Origin of the sequence: Streptococcus sp. 596553, from assembly GCF_900411395.1 — a bacterium.
Lineage (GTDB): Bacteria > Bacillota > Bacilli > Lactobacillales > Streptococcaceae > Streptococcus > Streptococcus mitis_BA.
The window spans coordinates 87418-105035 of the sequence record NZ_OXCQ01000001.1 but is presented as its reverse complement, the minus strand read 5'-3'; the positions used below and the strand labels follow the sequence as shown (position 1 = coordinate 105035).

Sequence of the window (17618 nt, the reverse complement as noted above, 5' to 3'; positions counted from 1 at the left end):
CTGTATTTCTTTTACTCTCATTCTTAAGTTAAATTATTAAAATCCCAGATTTGGTCCATCCAGCCTTCATAAAAGTCTGGTTCGTGGCAGACCATAAGAATAGATCCCTTATATTCTTTGAGAGCGCGTTTGAGTTCATCCTTGGCATCCACATCCAAGTGGTTGGTTGGCTCGTCCAGCACTAAAACGTTGTTTTCACGATTCATCAAGAGACAGAAACGAACCTTGGCTTGTTCCCCACCTGACAAGACCTGAATTTGACTTTCAATATGCTTGGTTGTCAAACCACAACGAGCAAGGGCTGCACGAACTTCTGCTTGGTTGAGAGCTGGAAAGGCATTCCAGACAGCTTCAAGAGGAGTTTGGCGATTACCGCCTTCTACTTCCTGTTCAAAGTAGCCAAGTTCTAGGTAGTCTCCACGTTCAACTTCTCCAGCGATTGGCGGGATAATTCCCAAGAGAGACTTCAAGAGAGTTGTTTTTCCGATACCATTTGCCCCGATAATAGCAACCTTTTGATTACGTTCAAAGGTAAGATTTAAAGGCTTGGTCAGAGGACGATCATAACCAATTTGCAAATCCTTAGCTTGGAAAATAAAGCGACCTGGTGTACGAGCTGGTTTAAAATCAAAGGATGGCTTTGGTTTCTCACTTTGCAGTTCGATAATATCCATCTTATCCAATTTCTTCTGACGAGACATGGCCATGTTTCGTGTTGCAACACGCGCTTTGTTTCGAGCCACGAAGTCCTTGAGATCCGCAATTTCTTTTTGCTGACGTTCGTAGGCAGCCTCTAGCTGAGATTTCTTCATAGCATAGACTTCTTGGAACTGGTAGTAGTCACCAGAATAACGCGTCAGCTGTTGATTTTCCACATGATAGACAATATTGATAACGTCATTTAGGAATGGAATGTCGTGTGAAATGAGGACAAAGGCATTCTCATAGTTTTGGAGATAGCGCTTAAGCCAGTCAATATGCTCAGCATCCAAATAGTTGGTCGGCTCATCCAAAAGTAATATATCAGGCTTTTCAAGGAGAAGTTTTGCCAAAAGCACCTTGGTTCTTTGCCCACCTGACAAAGAAGTTACATCTGTATCCATGCCAAAGTCCATGACACCAAGGGCACGCGCTACTTCGTCAATCTTAGCATCCAAGGTATAGAAATCACGACTCTCTAAACGGTCTTGAAGTTCTCCCACTTCTTCCATGAGAGCATCAACATCCGCTCCGTCTTCAGCCATTTCCATATAGAGGTCATTGATACGGGCTTCCGCTTTGAAAAGCTCATCAAAGGCTGTACGGAGAACATCACGTACCGACTGCCCTTCAGCAAGGACGGAGTGCTGATCCAAGTAACCAGCAGTCACATATTTGGACCACTCAACCTTCCCTTCATCTGGCAGCATTTTACCAGTCACGATACTCATAAAGGTTGATTTTCCTTCACCATTGGCACCGACCAGGCCGATATGTTCTCCTTTGAGAAGACGGAAGGACACATCTTCAAAAATTGCACGGTCACCAAAACCGTGACTCAGATTTTTAACTTCTAAAATACTCATTTTAATTCCTTATCTTGTTTTTATGTAATTGTTTATAGAGAAACCAAGCCAGATAGCCACCCAAGGTATTAGTCCACAAATCATCAATCTCAAAGACGCGATTGAAATCAAAGAAAAAATCCAAGACTAACTGCGTACACTCAATTCCAAGACTCACTAGAAAGCTAAAAAGTAGCACCTTTTTTGTTTTTCGCAAGTTTGGAAGGAGATAAAGGAGTTGGAATATCAAAGGAAAAAGTAAGAAGACATTGAGGATATTTTGTAAAAAAATCCAAGATAATTGTCCTACATCACTCACTTCGCCCAGTTTCCAAAGAGAATTGAAAGGAGTCAAAAGAAAAACCAGGCGTCCAAGATGCTGAATACCTGGAGTTTCCACCCCCACGGGAGATTGTTCTTGAGGAGTAAAGCAAAAATAGACAATGCAAATGCTATAGAAAATAACTCCCCAGACCAAAATATGATTATAAGTCTTCTTCATCATTAAGGATTGACTGCTGCGACTGCTTTCTGGCGGTCACGTTTCATTGTATTGGAACGCAATTGTCCACAAGCTGCATCAATATCAGTACCATGCTCTTGACGAACAACACAGTTAACCCCTTTTTTCTTAAGCGTATCATAGAAGGCCAGGACGCGCTCTTTAGGACTACGGCTATATTGGTCATGCTCACTAACTGGGTTATAAGGAATCAAGTTTACATAAGACAATTTCTTGATGTTCTTGAGCAATTCAGCCAATTCCAAGGCTTGTTCTACACCGTCATTGACTTCATTGAGCATGATATACTCAAAGGTCACACGACGATTAGTTGTCTCAATGTAGTACTCAATAGCCGCAAAGAGTTTTTCAATCGGAAAGGCACGGTTAATCTTCATGATGCTTGAGCGCAATTCATTGTTAGGTGCGTGAAGGGAAACGGCAAGATTAACCTGAACCCCTTCATTAGCAAAATCACGAATTTTATGGGCCAAACCTGAGGTTGAAACCGTAATGTGACGAGCACCGATTGCCATTCCCTTGTCATCATTGATAGTACGAACGAAATTTAAGACATTGTTGTAGTTATCAAAGGGCTCACCGATTCCCATGACAACAATATGGCTGACGCGTTCGTCCTGTCCACGCTCATCAAAGTATTTCTGAACCAGCATGATTTGCGCTACGATTTCCCCATTATTGAGGTCACGTTGTTTCTTAATCAAACCAGAGGCACAGAAGGTACAACCGATATTACAGCCGACCTGAGTGGTCACACAGACTGACAAACCATAGTGTTGACGCATAAGTACAGTCTCTATCAACATACCATCTGGCAATTCAAAAAGATATTTAACTGTCCCATCAGCAGACTCTTGCACGATACGCTGTTTCAAGGGATTGACCACAAACTGGTCATTAAGCTTAGCAATCAAATCCTTGGAAAGGTTGGTCATCTCTTCAAATGACTGGACACGTTTACGGTAAAGCCATTCCCAAATTTGATCTGCACGGAATTTCTTTTCTCCCTGCTCCAAAACCCATTCCTGCATGGTTTGACGTGTTAAACTATAAATTGACGGTTTCATTTCTTCTCCTTATTCTCTACTCACTTCTGACGAATGACAAAATGACGTTGTCCCTTGTCCTCTTTCTGAGAATACTGGTCTTTCTGACGACGTCTATTTTTCTTATCTGCATTCGGTTTTCGTTTGGTTTGAGTAGGTTTCTTTCCTTTTTTCGAAGGTGTTTCTTCTTCCTTCTTACGCATTTTCTTGTCAAATGATGCTCGCTTAGGAGCTTCATTTTCTAAGACAAAATAGGCACAACCATAACTACAATACTCTAAAAGGTAGTCTTGTAAACGACTGATTTTTTCAAGTTTTTCTTCTGTTCGATCATCCTTATAAAAACCTCGTAGACGAAGCTGTTCGTTGCTCCAGTCTCCCACGATATAATCAAACTTGGTTAAGACTTCTGAAAAACGCTGATTAAAAGCCGTCACATCGAAGGCATCCTTGATGTTTTCCACCAAGGAAAAAGCTATCCCTTCCGTTTCAACCTTGTCCCCGTGTAAATGAAACTCAGGACCAGGAAACTTGTTATAGTTGTATAATTCAGGTGCAATTTCTTTTCGCATAGATATCCTTTTTTCACGATTACTTAATACTTTATTCTACCATAATTTCTAGCAGTTAGCACGTTTCTCATAAAAATGAAAAAAGTCTGACGATTTTGTCAGACCAAAATAATATAACCTTAAAAAGAGAAGAACAATTCTTCCCTCCAACTATCATTATTTAGCAGCTGCGTACAATTCATCTACTTTGTTCCAGTTGATCACTGAGAAGAAAGCTTTGATGTAGTCAGGACGCACGTTGCGGTATTTCACATAGTAAGCATGTTCCCAAACGTCCAAGCCCAAGATTGGTTTTTTACCTTCTGAGATTGGTGTGTCTTGGTTTGCTGTTGAAGTCACTTCAAGTTTCCCTTCTTTGTTGACAACCAACCATGCCCAGCCAGAACCAAAACGAGTTGTTGCTACTGCAGTGAAGGCTGCTTGGAATTCTTCAAATGAACCAAATGTTGCATCGATTGCTGCTGCAAGTTCTGCTGATGGAGCTGTTTTCTCAGGCGTCATCAATTCCCAGAAAAGAGCGTGGTTCAAGTGTCCGCCACCGTTGTTGATAAGTGCTTGACGGATATCAGCTGGGATAGATTCTACATCAGCAAGCAAGGCTTCAAGATCTTCACCGATTTCAGGGTGTTTTTCAAGAGCTGCATTGGCATTGTTGACATAAGTTTGATGGTGTTTGTCATGGTGCAAGTGCATTGTTTCCGCATCGATGTATGGTTCCAAAGCGTCGTATGCATATGGAAGATCTGGTAAGATAATAGCCATCTGTAATACCTCTTTTTCTTTCTATATGAAAATGATAACGCAAACATTCAATTTTTTCAAGTTTTTTGCTTATAGATAAGGAAATCACTGAGATACTTTCTAATAATACTCTTCGAAAATCTCTTCAAACCGCGTCAACGTCGCCTTGCCGTACGTATGGTTACTGACTTCGTCAGTTCTATCCACAACCTCAAAACAGTGTTTTGAGCTGACTTCGTCAGTTTCATCCGCAACCTCAAAAACATGTTTTGAGCTGACTTCGTCAGTTTCATCCGCAACCTCAAAGCAGTGCTTTGAGCTGACTTCGTCAGTTTCATCCGCAACCTCAAAAACATGTTTTGAGCTGACTTCGTCAGTCTTATCTACAACCTCAAAGCAGTGCTTTGAGCAACCTGCGGCTAGTTTCCTAGTTTGCTCTTTGATTTTCCTTGAGTATAAAACAAGCAAATTAGCAAGAAACCCACGACAAGATAATGTTGACGCGGGTTATAGTTTCAAAAAATATCAATTGACCTGACTAGCAATCTGTAGGAGTACCTTTTCAAAAAGGAAACTCTTTTCATAAAGACCTGTCTTAATCTGATAGTCTGTCTCAATCAAATAAGAAATAGCTTGCTTCAAAAAGCTCAAGGAAAGTCCTCGCGCATCTCTCAACGCAAACTTGATTTGATAGGGATTAGGATTACGTCCGAGATAACTACCTAAACCACTTGCAATCTGCGATTCTGTTTGCCCAGACTCCGCCAAAATCTTCACCTGAGTAAAAGTCCGAAATTGTCCTAGCATAACAGCAATCAACTTAATTTCGTCTTCCCCTTGCAAGGTCAAATCTCTAACCAAGTCACGCGCCTGGTCCATCTTTTTAGTCAGAATAAACTGAGTTAAATCAAAAATATTGTCCTGCAAGGTCTTGGGAATTGCGTTAACAATATCCTCTTCCTCGATAACAGAGTCTTCTTTATAGGACTGTAAAAAGAGGAGATTTTTCTGAATTTCACTAAATTGAAAACCCGACTTGATGAGGAGATTTTCAAAAGAATGATTGGTAAACTGCAGACCTTGTTTCTGACTCCACTTTTGGAAATACTGACGCAATTCTTGTTCTTTGGCTTCTACTGCATCAAAGACCTTGGCATCACGCTTCAGTAATTTAACCAACCGTCTTTTGCTATCCAGCTTTCCTTCTGCAAAGATTAACAACTTGGTTGTTGGTGAAGGATTATCAAGGTATTCCTCAAACGACTTGAGTTCATCATCTGTTAAAAAGCGTTTCTTGGCTGTTGTCATATCGACAAAATGGTCTAATATCACGATTTTCTCATCCGCAAAGAAAGGAAGGCTGACCAGCTCCAGTTCAACATCCTTGTAAACCACTTCTTTCATATCAAAGTAGGCAAAGTTGAGGTCGGCAGAATCATAGCCAATCTGTTTCAATACTTGACTCTTCATAATTTCAAACTGACCCTGATCTGTCCCTGTAAAAAGGTTCAGGCTCGGTAAATTTGATAAAGTCAACTTCTGGCTTTCTTCAATAGCTAGCATCTCCTCTCCTTTCTTCTGATTTTTCGATTTAATTTAGTCAATATAGCGCAATTTCCCACGGAAATCTTCTAGGCTCTCGTACCCTTTTTCCGCCATGATTGCTTTTAGTTCATTGGTAATACGTTCGAAAGCACCGACGCCTTCTTTGTGAAGGGTTGTTCCCACCTGCACCATACTCGCTCCACAGAGGATATGTTCAAAGGCATCACGACCAGTCAGAACGCCACCTGTTCCGATGATTTGGATTTGAGGGTTTAAGCGTTGATAAAATGCGTGAACATTAGCAAGAGCAGTCGGTTTGATATACTCCCCACCAATCCCACCGAAACCATTTTTAGGGCGAATAACGACAGATTCATCTTCTATATACAGTCCGTTTCCGATTGAGTTGACGCAGTTGACAAACTTGAGCGGATACTTGTTAAAAATAGCTGCCGCTTGGTCAAAGTGAACAATATCAAAATAAGGTGGAAGCTTAATTCCAAGAGGTTTTGTAAAGTAAGCAAATACTTCTGCCAAAATCCGGTCTGTTGTCTCAAAATCATAGGCAATCTGAGGTTTTCCTGGAACATTTGGACAGGAGAGGTTTAGCTCAGTCAGACCACGAAAATCACTCTCTTGGACTTTTTTCAAAATAGTATGGGTTTCCTCTGGAGACATGCCAACTAGAGATAAAAAGAAAGTTCGGTTCGGCTCTTTTTCCTGCAAGTCCAAAAGATAGTTCAAATAATAGTCTAAGCCCTTATTCGGCAAGCCCATAGAGTTGATAGAACCAAGTGGGACATCTTGATAGCGTGGCTCAGGATTTCCCTGACGGAAGTCCAAGGTTGCTGTCTTAGTGACAAAGGTTCCTGCCGCTGAGTTTTTAACCCCTTCTAGCTCCTCTATCGTCATACAAGCCACACCTGCTGCATTCATCAAGCAATTATCAAACTCAAAACCAGCAATTTGTGTTTTCGTTGATACCATGATTCTAATCCTCCAGATTCCTTTTATTGCTAATATTATACCACAGTTTTAATTCTAGGTTTACTAGATTCTATGGTTCTATCTATTTATTCGGAAAAGAAAGTCTAGTGCAGAAGTCATGCTATGGAAACAGCTAGTGTATTGGAAGTTTGAACAAGGCTTGGGTAACAGACTTTTGAATGAAGTCCAAGCAACAAGGAGAAATCTCAACCTTTGTCATTTTTAAAGAAATACATGTAAATCTCTACTTTCGCAAAATAGATTTTCAAAACAGTATCCCAGTATAGTTAAAAACTATAAAAAAGAGAGGAAGTTCCCCTCTTAAGATTTTATTTGATTGCTTCTTTTAAAGCATCTACCTTATCCAAACGTTCCCATGGAAGGTCAATATCTGTACGTCCCATGTGTCCATAAGCTGCTGTTTGACGGTAGATTGGACGTTTAAGATCCAACATTTGGATAATTCCTGCAGGGCGAAGGTCAAAGATTTGACGAGCCGCTTTTTCAAGCTTGCTTTCAGCTACTGTTCCTGTACCGAAAGTATCAATACGGACAGAAACAGGCTGGGCAACACCGATAGCATAAGCCAATTGCACTTCCGCTTTTTTAGCCAAACCTGCTGCAACGATATTCTTGGCAATATAACGAGCTGCATATGAGGCAGAACGGTCCACCTTAGTCGCATCCTTACCAGAGAAGGCACCACCACCGTGACGAGAGTAGCCACCATAAGTATCTACGATAATCTTACGACCAGTCAAACCTGAGTCCCCTTGAGGCCCACCGATTACAAAACGTCCAGTTGGATTGATGAAGAATTTTGTTTGCGCATCCAAGTAAGAGGCTGGAATAACCTCTTTGATAACCTTGCTAATGACATCATTGTGAATTTGTTCGTTGCTGACTTCTGGATCGTGCTGAGTTGAAATAACGACTGTGTCCACACGTACTGGACGGTCATTTTCATCATACTCAACTGTAACTTGTGATTTAGCATCTGGGCGAAGATAGCTGATTTCCCCAGACTTGCGAAGTTCTGCCAGACGACGAACCAATTTATGACTGAGTGAAATTGGCAATGGCATGAGCTCCTCTGTTTCATCCACAGCAAATCCAAACATGAGACCTTGGTCTCCAGCACCAATCAAGTCCAGCGGATCTTGATCTGCATTTCCACGAACCTCCAAGGCTTCGTTAACACCTTGAGCAATATCTGGTGACTGCTCAACAAGTGACGGATGAACTCCCACCGTCTCAGCAGAAAATCCATATTCTGTATTGGTATAGCCAATCTCTGCAATGGTATCACGAACCACACGATTAATATCCACATAGGCATTTGTAGAAATTTCACCAAAAACGTGGACGGAACCAGTATATACAGCTGTCTCAGCAGCAACGTGCGCCTCTGGATCCTTAGCTAAAATAGCATCCAAAATCGCATCTGAAATTTGGTCTGCAATCTTATCTGGATGCCCCTCAGATACAGATTCAGACGTGAATAATTTACGTTCTGACATAAAAATGTCCCCCCTTAAAAATAGTGTTATAGAGTTACAAAGTACTGATAGGTATTTTCATTTTCTAAGAGTTACGACGCGAAAGAAATAAAAACGATACTTTTTTATTTCTGAAGCTAGTAAGGCGCATAGGGTGACCGACTTATAGCGACAACCGTAGAATGACGAGCGACTACTTTGGAGCCGTCATTCTTTGCGAGTTGCGACTCGCAAGAAAAAATAGAAATACCTACCATCTTATCGGGACTATATAACTTTATCATTATACCATTTTTAATCGCAATTTGCAGTCTTTAATGTGGTATTTCGGTTTAGATAGTTCGTTCTCATAAAGCAAAAAGTTGGAGTTCAGTACTCCAACAATTTCTATTAAAATGTTTGGCGTTTAGCTTTACGCTCTGCACGACCGCGAGCGCGATTTTCAGCACGCTTGGTTTTGCGGCGCTTTTCATCAAACGCCCATTGAATTTTCTTCTTATAACCCGGTTTGACTTTTTTCTTTTTCTTTTTGACCAGACCAATCATTTCAATATCAAGTTTATCTTGTTTTTTCTCACGGTTGGCACGACGATCACGGTCATAAGTATCTTGGAATTCTCCATCTTTTACCATCTTAGGAGTAAACTTGATTCCCAATTTCTCCAACTCACGGATATCCGAGTCATCACTTGGCTGATAAAGGGTAATAGCTGTACCTGGTAGGCCATTTCGTCCAGTACGACCAACACGGTGAACAAAGAAGGACAAATCTTGCGGAATGGCATCATTGATGACATGGCTGACACCTTCAATGTCTATTCCACGCGCTGCCAAATCTGTTGCGACAATATACTCAAAATCCAGATTTTTCACCTGGTTCATGATACGTTTGCGCTCACGAGGGGCAATATCCCCATGGATTTTTGCCACCTTCAAGCCTTGAGCAGTCAGATATGAATGCAATTCATCAGCACGCGTTTTAGTGTTAACAAAAATCATTGCCAAATACGGTTGCATCAACTGAGTTAACTGGTAAATTTGAGTATTCTTGTCACGTCCCTTAGTCGAAATCAACCAATTATCAATGGTATCAGAAATGACCGTTTTGGTCTTGATTTTCTCCATAACAGGATTTGACAAGTATTTTTTCAAGAATGGTTGCAGTTTTTGTGGGATAGTCGCTGAGAAGACCATGAATTGCAAGTCTTTTGGAAGGCTTCCAGCAATCTTATCAACAGTTTCCAAGAATCCCATATCCAAGGTCATATCTGCCTCATCGACCACAAAGGTCTTAGCCTTGTGAATAGCTAGGTCACCAGACTTAACTAAGTCATAAATACGGCCAGGCGTTCCGATAACAATATGAGGCTGATTGCTTGCCAATTTCTCAATCTGGCGAGCCTTATCTGTACCACCCACATAATTAACCACACGAACTTCGACATCTGAGTGAGCTGCAATCTGACGCGCTGCTTGGTAAATTTGAGTAGCCAACTCACGACTCGGTGCAGTAATCACTGCTTGTACACTATCGCTGGCTTCATCTAATTGCTGGAAAATCGGTAACAAGAAAGTATGAGTCTTACCTGAACCTGTTTTTGATTCTCCAACCAAATCTCGTCCTGCCAAAACAATGGGAATCAACTTATCTTGTACCTCTGTTGGAGTTGTAAATTTCAACTCCTGCAAGGCTTCTCTAATATAGTTTTTAAATTGAAATTTCGTAAATGACATAATATCCTCGATTCTATCTATCCTATCAATTATACCACATTTTATTCCATTTCAGTAGCCTCACTTATTTAGGCTATTTCCAGTAGCTTCTCTAGTCAGAAAAAGGCTGGAACTTCATGATTCCAACCTCTTTTCAGTCATTATTTCCAGTTTAAAATAGCATTCAAGCCATAGTGATCACTGACTTGCGGACTCTTGTTACCATCAAATACGACATGTAAATTTTCTACCGCTAACTCCTTGCTAGTAAAAACATAGTCGATTCGAAGGGGTTCTGTATTCCCCTTCCAGCCATCAATTTCTGGTGGAACGGTATAGCTACCGCTTTTCTCTTTAGCAACTTCAAAAGCGTCTTGTAAGCCTAATGGACTAGCTAAAATAGCTTGGTAGCCTTCCTGTCCAGCCGGGTTGTTAAAATCTCCAGCTAGTAAAAGTGGCTTGTTCAATTCTTTCAAGACAGCCTCAAATCGTGCCCATTCTTCTTGGAAACCTTTATTCCACCAAGAAAGGTGGACACTTGCAACTGCAAGATCCTGACCATCAACTACAGTTTCAGCCAAGGCAACACGGCGAGTATGATAGTCTGTTGGATCATCCACATCTGAAACTAAAATTTCTCTGGGTTCAATAGATGTTTTAGACAAGATAGCTACACCTTCATGGTAGCGATCATAACCGATATGGTTATAGGCCCAAGTCCAGTAGTAATTTTTCCCTTGCTCAGACAACTTTTCAACCAAGAGTCTAACATAGTGATCTTGGTGAATAGGCTCAGCTGCTGGCAAAGCTTGATAAAGGTCATTAATCTCCACCTCTGGAGAGGTGATTTCCTGATTGATTTCTTGGAAACAAATCAAATCATAGTCCTTTTCAAGAATATCCTCAAGCAAAATCTGGAATTTTTCCTCTGCTTCTTTCTCCATCCAACTGTGAGTATTGAGTGTTAAAAATTTCATGCTTTTCTCCCAAAATAAGAGGTTGGAATACAGCTTCCAACCTCAAGTATATTACAATTCTACTTTAGCAACTGCTGTTTTAGCTGCAAGAGAACCTGTTTTTTCTAATTTAACTGATTTAATTGCATCACCATTTGTGAAGACAACTACTGTTGAAGTTTCACGTCCTGCTGCACGGATAGCATCCAAGTCAGCTGTGACAAGGAGATCACCTGCTACAACTTTTTGTCCTTCAGCAACATGAACTGTAAATGGTTTACCTTCAAGACTTACTGTGTCCAAACCAATGTGAACCAATACTTCAAGACCTGCTTCAGTCACAATACCAAGAGCATGTTTTGTTGGGAAGATGCTTGATACAGTACCTGAAACTGGAGATACAATGTTTCCATTTGCAGGTTCTACTGCAAATCCATCACCCATCATTTTTTGAGCAAATACTGGATCTTTTACTTGTTCCAAAGCAATAACTTGACCGTCTGCTACTGAGTAAACTTCCTCAGTAAGACCTTTGAAGTGAACAGTGTTTTGTTGTGCTTCAGTCATTTGGCTTGGAAGAGTTTCAGGAATGATTTCACCTGAATCAAGGATATCTTGGATATCAGATTTCAATACGTCTGCTTTTGGACCGTAGATAGCTTGAACCCCTTGTCCTTTCATGACAAGACCCATAGCTCCTTCTGCTTTCCATTGCTCTGCATTTCCTACTTTATCTGCATCTTTAACAGTTACACGAAGACGAGTCATACATGCGTCAACATCAACGATGTTTGCACGTCCACCAAGAAGGTTGATAATGTTTACAGCTTGAGAGCCTGCTGCAACTTTCACTTCGCTGCTAGATTCTTCTGAACCTTCAGCAGTTTCGTAGTTTCCGTTACGCCCTGGAGTTGCGTAGTTGAATTTTTGAATCATGAAGTTTGCGATAAAGTACATGATTACAGCAAAGAGAACAGTTACCCAGATAAAGTTAACGAGATCCATACCAATACCAGCATTAATTGCTAGTGGTGTACGAGTCAAGAATTCAATTGAACCGAATGAGTGGACACGTAGGTTTACTACGTCAGCCATAGCGAAGGCAGCACCTTGAACAAGTGAGTAAACAAGATACATAGGTGTTGCTACAAACATGAACATGTATTCGATTGGTTCAGTAACCCCTGTCAAGAATGTTGCAAGAGCTGTCGCAATCATCATACCTTTATATTGATGTTTCTTATCAGCATCGACATTACGGTAGATAGCCACAATCACACCCATCAAGATACCGAATGAACCGATCATTTGTCCAACTTTGAAACGAGCTGGGTGAACAGTATCTAACAATTGTTGGTAGTGACTTGCATCTGTACCTTTAAGGTTAACAAGGTCTGTTACCCATGCAAGCCATAGTGGGTCTTGACCAAATACTTGAGTACCTTTAGCTGCACCAGTTAAAATGTCATAAGTACCACCAAGAGCTGTATAGTTCATTGGGATAGTCAACATGTGGTGAAGACCAAATGGCAAGAGCAAACGTTCCAATGTACCATACAAGAATGGTGCAAGGATTGGAGCAGTTTCTTGTGAGTTGGCAATCCAGATACCAAAGCTATTGATACCTGTTTGAACTACTGGCCAGAAGGCAGCAAGTAGAATTGCAGCGATTGCTGAACGAAGGATAACTACAAATGGTACGAAACGTTTCCCGTTGAAGAATGAAAGTGCATCAGGAAGTTTACGGAAGTTGTAGTATTTGTTGTAAGCAGTTGCCCCTACAAAACCTGAGATAATCCCTACGAATACACCCATGTTCAAGGCTGGAGCTTCAAGAACACTGATAAAGTAATCAGCAACTTTGATTGAACCACCAAAGAAAGTAGTTACCATAGCATCTGGATTTTTCAACATATCGCCTGATACACCAAAGATTGTACCAGTGATACGGTTAATCAAGATGAAAGCAAGACCAGCGGCGAAAGCACCACCAGCACGTTCTTTAGCCCAGCTTCCTCCAATGGCTAGGGCAAACAAAATATGAAGGTTACCGATAACCCCCCAACCGATTTGCTCTAAGACACCACCAGTAATAACGAGTGGAGCAAAGTTAGGGTTAATCATCACGATAGACTTACCGATTGAAATCATCAAACCAGCAGCCGGCATAACCGCGATAACCACCATCAAAGCCTTACCGAATTTTTGCCAAAATTCGAAAGACAAGACATTTTTGAATGTATCTTTCATCATTCAAATCTCCTTTATTTTTATTTAGGCAAACGTTTTACGAAAACGTTTGCACCTTTTATGATTTAATTATACCACTTTAATTTTTTTTGTAAAGGCTTTTACAAAAAAAATTACACTTTTTTCAAAAAATTTTCTAGTGCCAAATTTCAAGTTCAAATTAGCCATCAAGAAGTCTTCTCTGGGGAACTTCTTTATACTCTTCGAAAATCTCTTCAAACCACGTCAGCGTCGTCTTACCGTATACATGTGACTGACTTCGTCAGTCTTATCTACAACCTCAAATCAGTATTTTGAGCATCCTGTGGCGAGCTACCTAGTTTGCTCTTTGATTTCCATTGAGTATTAGAAGTCCCTTTTCAAAAACTCTTGTAGCAAAAAAGGAGATTTTACAACCTCCTCATAAAAATAATTATTTTACCTAAATCTTCAAGAATCTGCGCATGGAAATTCCTGACCCCAGTGAACCAATAAAAATTCCAATCACAAATAGTAGGGCAATCATCAACGGACTAAATAAATCTGGACTAATCATGGATAGATTTTGCCCTACCAACGATTTATTGACAGATTGGTAAACCATTTGATAAACAATAAAGACCAAAACAGATGGTGCGATAGCTCCCAATAAACCGATAAAGGCTCCCTCTAACAAGAACGGTCCACGGATATAACTGTTTTTAGCTCCGACCAAGCGCATGATTTGAATTTCGCGACTGCGGGAAATAATGGTAATACGAATGGTATTTGAAATCAAGAAAACTGCGACAAAAATTAACAAAGCAGCAATCCCTAGTCCCCAAACACGGATAAATGAAGCTAACTTGAAGAGTCTTTCTGTATTGGCACCGCCATCTTGAACCTCAGAGACACCTTCAATTTTTTTAGCATCTTCGGCTATAGTTTTTACATCATTTGGAGTATTTGCCTCTACAATATAGGCATCATAGAGAGGATTGGCATCTCCTTCAAAGATTTTCCAGTTATCTCCCATTGTCTCGGTTAACTTTTCATATTGTTCTTCTTTACTTGAAAAGGTAACACTTTTAACCGTAGACATGTTCTTCAAAGAATCATATACCTTGTGGTAGTCATTATTTGTAACAGTTTGACCTTCTTTTTCAATTGTCTGACTGTTATCTTCCACATCCTTTCGGATATAAACTACTACACGGACATTATTTTCAATATCTGTAGCTAGTTTCGCTGTATTGAAAATAACAGATGCAAATATTGCCACCAAGGTCAAAGTAATCATGACTGAACTGACAGCAGCTACTGTCATCCAACCATTTCGTTTCAAACTTTTTAAGGCTTCAAATAAATGGCGAAAAAATCTACTAATCATCGTATCCATACTCTCCTTTTGATTCGTCACGAACGACACGGCCATTTTCAATGGCAATGACACGGTGGCGCAAGGTATTTACAATCTGGCTATTATGAGTCGCCATCAAAATAGTTGTCCCTTGTAGGTTAATCCGTTCCAAGAGATTCATAATTTCCCATGAATTGTCAGGATCCAGGTTTCCTGTCGGTTCATCGGCTATCAGTACTTTGGGATTATTTACAATGGCACGCGCAATCGCAATCCGCTGTTGCTCCCCACCTGAGAGTTCATTTGGGAAAGAACGAACCTTATGCTTCAAGCCAACCAAGTCCAAAACTTCCATCACTCGTTTTTTGATATTACGGCGATTTTCCCCGATTACTTCCATAGCGTATGCAATATTCTCATAAACAGTTTTCTTTGGCAACAGTTTATAATCCTGGAAGACAACCCCAACACTACGACGTAGAAGCGGGACATCTTTCTTTTTGATCTTAACCAGATTAAAACCAGCAACTGATAGGCTTCCTTTATCGATTTTTACTTCACGATATAGAGAACGAATAAAAGTTGACTTCCCTGCTCCTGAAGGTCCTACGATGTAAGCAAATTCCCCTGGTTGAACACTGACCGAAACACCGCGTAGGGCAGTCGTTCCGTTGTCGTATTTTTTGACGACATCTCTCATTTCAATGATTGACATGTTACTTCCTTTCTATATTAGCTAATTCGCCACTTGAGATAGGCATCGATAAAACCATCTAGGTCCCCATCCATAACCTTATCTACCTGAGCAACTTCAAAGCTAGTTCGGTGATCTTTTACCATAGTATAAGGTGTGAAGACATAAGAACGGATTTGGCTTCCCCATGTGATTTCTTTTTTCTCACCCTTGAGAGAATCTACCTCCGCAGCCTTCTTCTCTTGCTCCATTTGATAGAGCTTAGCCTGCAACATCTTCATGGCACGATCTCTATTTCCATACTGGGTCCGATCCACTGTTGATTGGACAACAATTCCAGTTGGAATGTGGGTTAAACGTACACCTGTTGAAACCTTGTTGACGTTTTGTCCACCGGCACCACCTGAACGGAAGGTATCCATCTTGATGTCATCTTCCCGGATTTCCACTTCAATGGTATCGTCCAACTCAGGCATCACTTCTACAGATGTGAAAGAGGTATGGCGACGTTTGGCAGAGTCGAACGGCGAAATTCGCACCAAACGGTGCACACCCATTTCTGACTTGAGAAGACCATAGGCATTAGGCCCTTCAAATGATAAGGTTACCGACTTAATACCAGCCTCATCACCTGCTTGATAATCCAATACTTCTACTTTAAAGCCTTTAGCATTGCCATAACGAGTATACATACGCAGCAACATATCGCCCCAGTCCTGCGCCTCAGTACCACCAGATCCTGGATGAATTTCCAAGATGGCATTGTTGTGGTCATAAGGTTCTGACAAGAGAAGCGTCATCTCGTAGCTGGTCATCATCTTATCAAGTTCTGATAACTGTTCGACCAGTTCATCATGCACTGAATCGTCTTCTGCTAAAAAGTCCAATAAAATTTCGACTTCATCCTGCAACTCTTCCATTTTGTGGAAGGTGTTATAGGTGTTTTTTAATTCATTTAATTCTTGCGACGTTTTTTGGGCCGCGATATTATCGTTCCAAAAATCAGGTTCTGTCATCTTGTTTTCCAAGATGGCAATCTCTTCCTCTAGACCTTCTAGGTCAAAGAGACCCCCTGAAAGAAGCTAATTTTTCACGATTTGCGTCAATTTTCTGACGGATTACTGAAATGTCCATAAATACTCCTTTTTTACATCATTTCATTATAGCATATTTTATCATTTCTTTCCATCTTTTGCTATAATCCCTTTTTTATGAAAAAAGAAGCCTTTCGGCTTCCCTTCTTACAAGACTTTTGCTGAAGTGCGAGTGATTTCTTCCACTTGAATACCATTTGCTTCAAATTTTTCTTTCAAGGCTGGTAAATCAATTGATCCATCGATTTGCACTTCGATAATCACCTTACCATCCTTACGCGGAATATTGACTGTATGGGAGATATTCAAATTTTCTTCAACGATTAGAGAAACAATCTTACCAAGAACGCCAACTTCATTTTCCGTAACAAAGCGCACACGAATTCCTTCTTCTCCATAGCCAGCAATTTCAAGAAAGGCTTGGAAAACGTCACGATCTGTAATAACCCCATAGACTTGATGGTTATCTACGACAGGAAGAATACCAATCTTGTTTTTCAACATCAGATAAGTTGCATCCTCAAGACTGGCATAGCCTGAGACAGTGACAACATCGCGAATCATGACATCTTTTACTTTTGTCTTATTCAGAAGATAATTCATCTCATAGATAGAAAGACTGGTTGCTTTTGATGGACTAGCTTGGGCAATGGTTCCCTCAGTTACCAAACCAACTAATTGATCATTTTCGATAACAGGCAAGCGGTGCAACCCTTGCTCTCTCATCAAATCTGCTGCATGAGATACTGTTGTATCCGGACTAATGTACACTACCTTGCGGGTCATAAAATCTTTAACTGCCATGAGACTTCTCCTTTTCTATTCTTATCCCTATTATACAATCTTTTTGTAAATCTATCAAACGCTTACATTTCTTTTTCAAAATTCAGAAAAGTATGAATAAGCTAGCAAAAAGAGCTCTAAAATCGAGCTCTGTGAATGAAAGCAAGATACCTTTCATTCGATTTTTTCAATTATTAGAAATTAAGCTTTCAATGTAGATGAATATTGCTTTGCAATCTAAATATGCCGACTAAAAAGGTCCACTGGACTATAATGATGATTACTTCGTAATTTCCATCCGCAACCTAAACTAGTCTCCCAGACTATGCGAAGATTACTTCGCAATCTCCATC

16 protein-coding genes are annotated in these 17618 nt (G+C 40.5%); all 16 read right to left on the bottom strand.

All coding sequences use genetic code 11. From position 1 onward, the window contains the following. Nucleotides 1–23 precede the first annotated feature (23 nt). The 16 genes from DSY56_RS00505 to DSY56_RS00425 all read right to left on the bottom strand — a co-directional run bounded on the left by DSY56_RS00505 (nucleotide 24) and on the right by DSY56_RS00425 (nucleotide 17286). On the bottom strand, nucleotides 24–1565 hold the full coding sequence (locus tag DSY56_RS00505; protein WP_000025378.1) for an ABC-F family ATP-binding cassette domain-containing protein: 1542 nt from the start codon (nucleotides 1563–1565) through the stop codon (nucleotides 24–26). Nucleotide 1566: 1 nt separating this feature from the next. After that, nucleotides 1567–2049, bottom strand: a complete 483-nt coding sequence (locus DSY56_RS00500) for a VanZ family protein (RefSeq protein WP_112443485.1) — start codon at nucleotides 2047–2049, stop codon at nucleotides 1567–1569. After that, on the bottom strand, nucleotides 2049–3134 hold the full coding sequence (gene rlmN / locus DSY56_RS00495) for a 23S rRNA (adenine(2503)-C(2))-methyltransferase RlmN (RefSeq protein WP_000804760.1): 1086 nt from the start codon (nucleotides 3132–3134) through the stop codon (nucleotides 2049–2051). The genes DSY56_RS00500 and rlmN overlap by 1 nt, the downstream gene beginning before the upstream one ends. 20 nt (nucleotides 3135–3154) lie before the next feature. Then, nucleotides 3155–3685: a YutD family protein gene (locus tag DSY56_RS00490; RefSeq protein ID WP_112443484.1), complete on the bottom strand. Its 531-nt coding sequence runs from the start codon at nucleotides 3683–3685 to the stop codon at nucleotides 3155–3157. A gap of 156 nt (nucleotides 3686–3841) precedes the next feature. Beyond that, entirely contained in the window at nucleotides 3842–4447 is a 606-nt protein-coding gene (gene sodA / locus DSY56_RS00485; protein ID WP_112443483.1) for a superoxide dismutase SodA, read from the bottom strand. A 99-nt stretch (nucleotides 4448–4546) separates the two neighbouring features. After that, nucleotides 4547–4894, bottom strand: coding sequence for a hypothetical protein (locus DSY56_RS12155; protein WP_234990536.1), 348 nt, complete (start codon nucleotides 4892–4894; stop codon nucleotides 4547–4549). Between the two features lie 57 nt (nucleotides 4895–4951). Then, entirely contained in the window at nucleotides 4952–5989 is a 1038-nt protein-coding gene (gene holA, locus DSY56_RS00475) for a DNA polymerase III subunit delta (protein ID WP_112443482.1), read from the bottom strand. A gap of 33 nt (nucleotides 5990–6022) precedes the next feature. Beyond that, nucleotides 6023–6958, bottom strand: a complete 936-nt coding sequence (locus DSY56_RS00470) for a dihydroorotate oxidase (RefSeq protein ID WP_112443481.1) — start codon at nucleotides 6956–6958, stop codon at nucleotides 6023–6025. Between the two features lie 329 nt (nucleotides 6959–7287). Further along, nucleotides 7288–8478 (bottom strand): methionine adenosyltransferase, encoded by a 1191-nt coding sequence (gene metK / locus DSY56_RS00465; RefSeq protein ID WP_112443480.1) that lies wholly within the window; start codon nucleotides 8476–8478, stop codon nucleotides 7288–7290. A gap of 369 nt (nucleotides 8479–8847) precedes the next feature. After that, nucleotides 8848–10191: a DEAD/DEAH box helicase gene (locus DSY56_RS00455; protein WP_112443479.1), complete on the bottom strand. Its 1344-nt coding sequence runs from the start codon at nucleotides 10189–10191 to the stop codon at nucleotides 8848–8850. A gap of 140 nt (nucleotides 10192–10331) precedes the next feature. After that, entirely contained in the window at nucleotides 10332–11147 is an 816-nt protein-coding gene (locus tag DSY56_RS00450) for an endonuclease/exonuclease/phosphatase family protein (RefSeq protein WP_112443478.1), read from the bottom strand. 51 nt (nucleotides 11148–11198) lie between these two features. Next, a complete protein-coding gene (locus DSY56_RS00445) occupies nucleotides 11199–13379 on the bottom strand; it encodes a PTS transporter subunit IIBC (protein ID WP_112443477.1) in 2181 nt (726 codons plus the stop codon). Nucleotides 13380–13797: 418 nt separating this feature from the next. Beyond that, nucleotides 13798–14724: a permease-like cell division protein FtsX gene (ftsX, locus tag DSY56_RS00440; RefSeq protein WP_000625541.1), complete on the bottom strand. Its 927-nt coding sequence runs from the start codon at nucleotides 14722–14724 to the stop codon at nucleotides 13798–13800. Then, entirely contained in the window at nucleotides 14717–15409 is a 693-nt protein-coding gene (gene ftsE / locus DSY56_RS00435; RefSeq protein ID WP_000022265.1) for a cell division ATP-binding protein FtsE, read from the bottom strand. The genes ftsX and ftsE overlap by 8 nt, the downstream gene beginning before the upstream one ends. A 17-nt stretch (nucleotides 15410–15426) precedes the next feature. Beyond that, nucleotides 15427–16522, bottom strand: a protein-coding gene (gene prfB / locus DSY56_RS00430) for a peptide chain release factor 2 (protein ID WP_112443476.1) whose coding sequence is annotated in 2 segments (ribosomal slippage) — nucleotides 15427–16449 and nucleotides 16451–16522 — 1095 coding nt in all. Because the reading frame shifts where the segments join, the coding sequence is not laid out codon by codon here. 107 nt (nucleotides 16523–16629) lie between these two features. Then, nucleotides 16630–17286: a CBS domain-containing protein gene (locus tag DSY56_RS00425; RefSeq protein ID WP_057487255.1), complete on the bottom strand. Its 657-nt coding sequence runs from the start codon at nucleotides 17284–17286 to the stop codon at nucleotides 16630–16632. Nucleotides 17287–17618 lie beyond the last annotated feature (332 nt).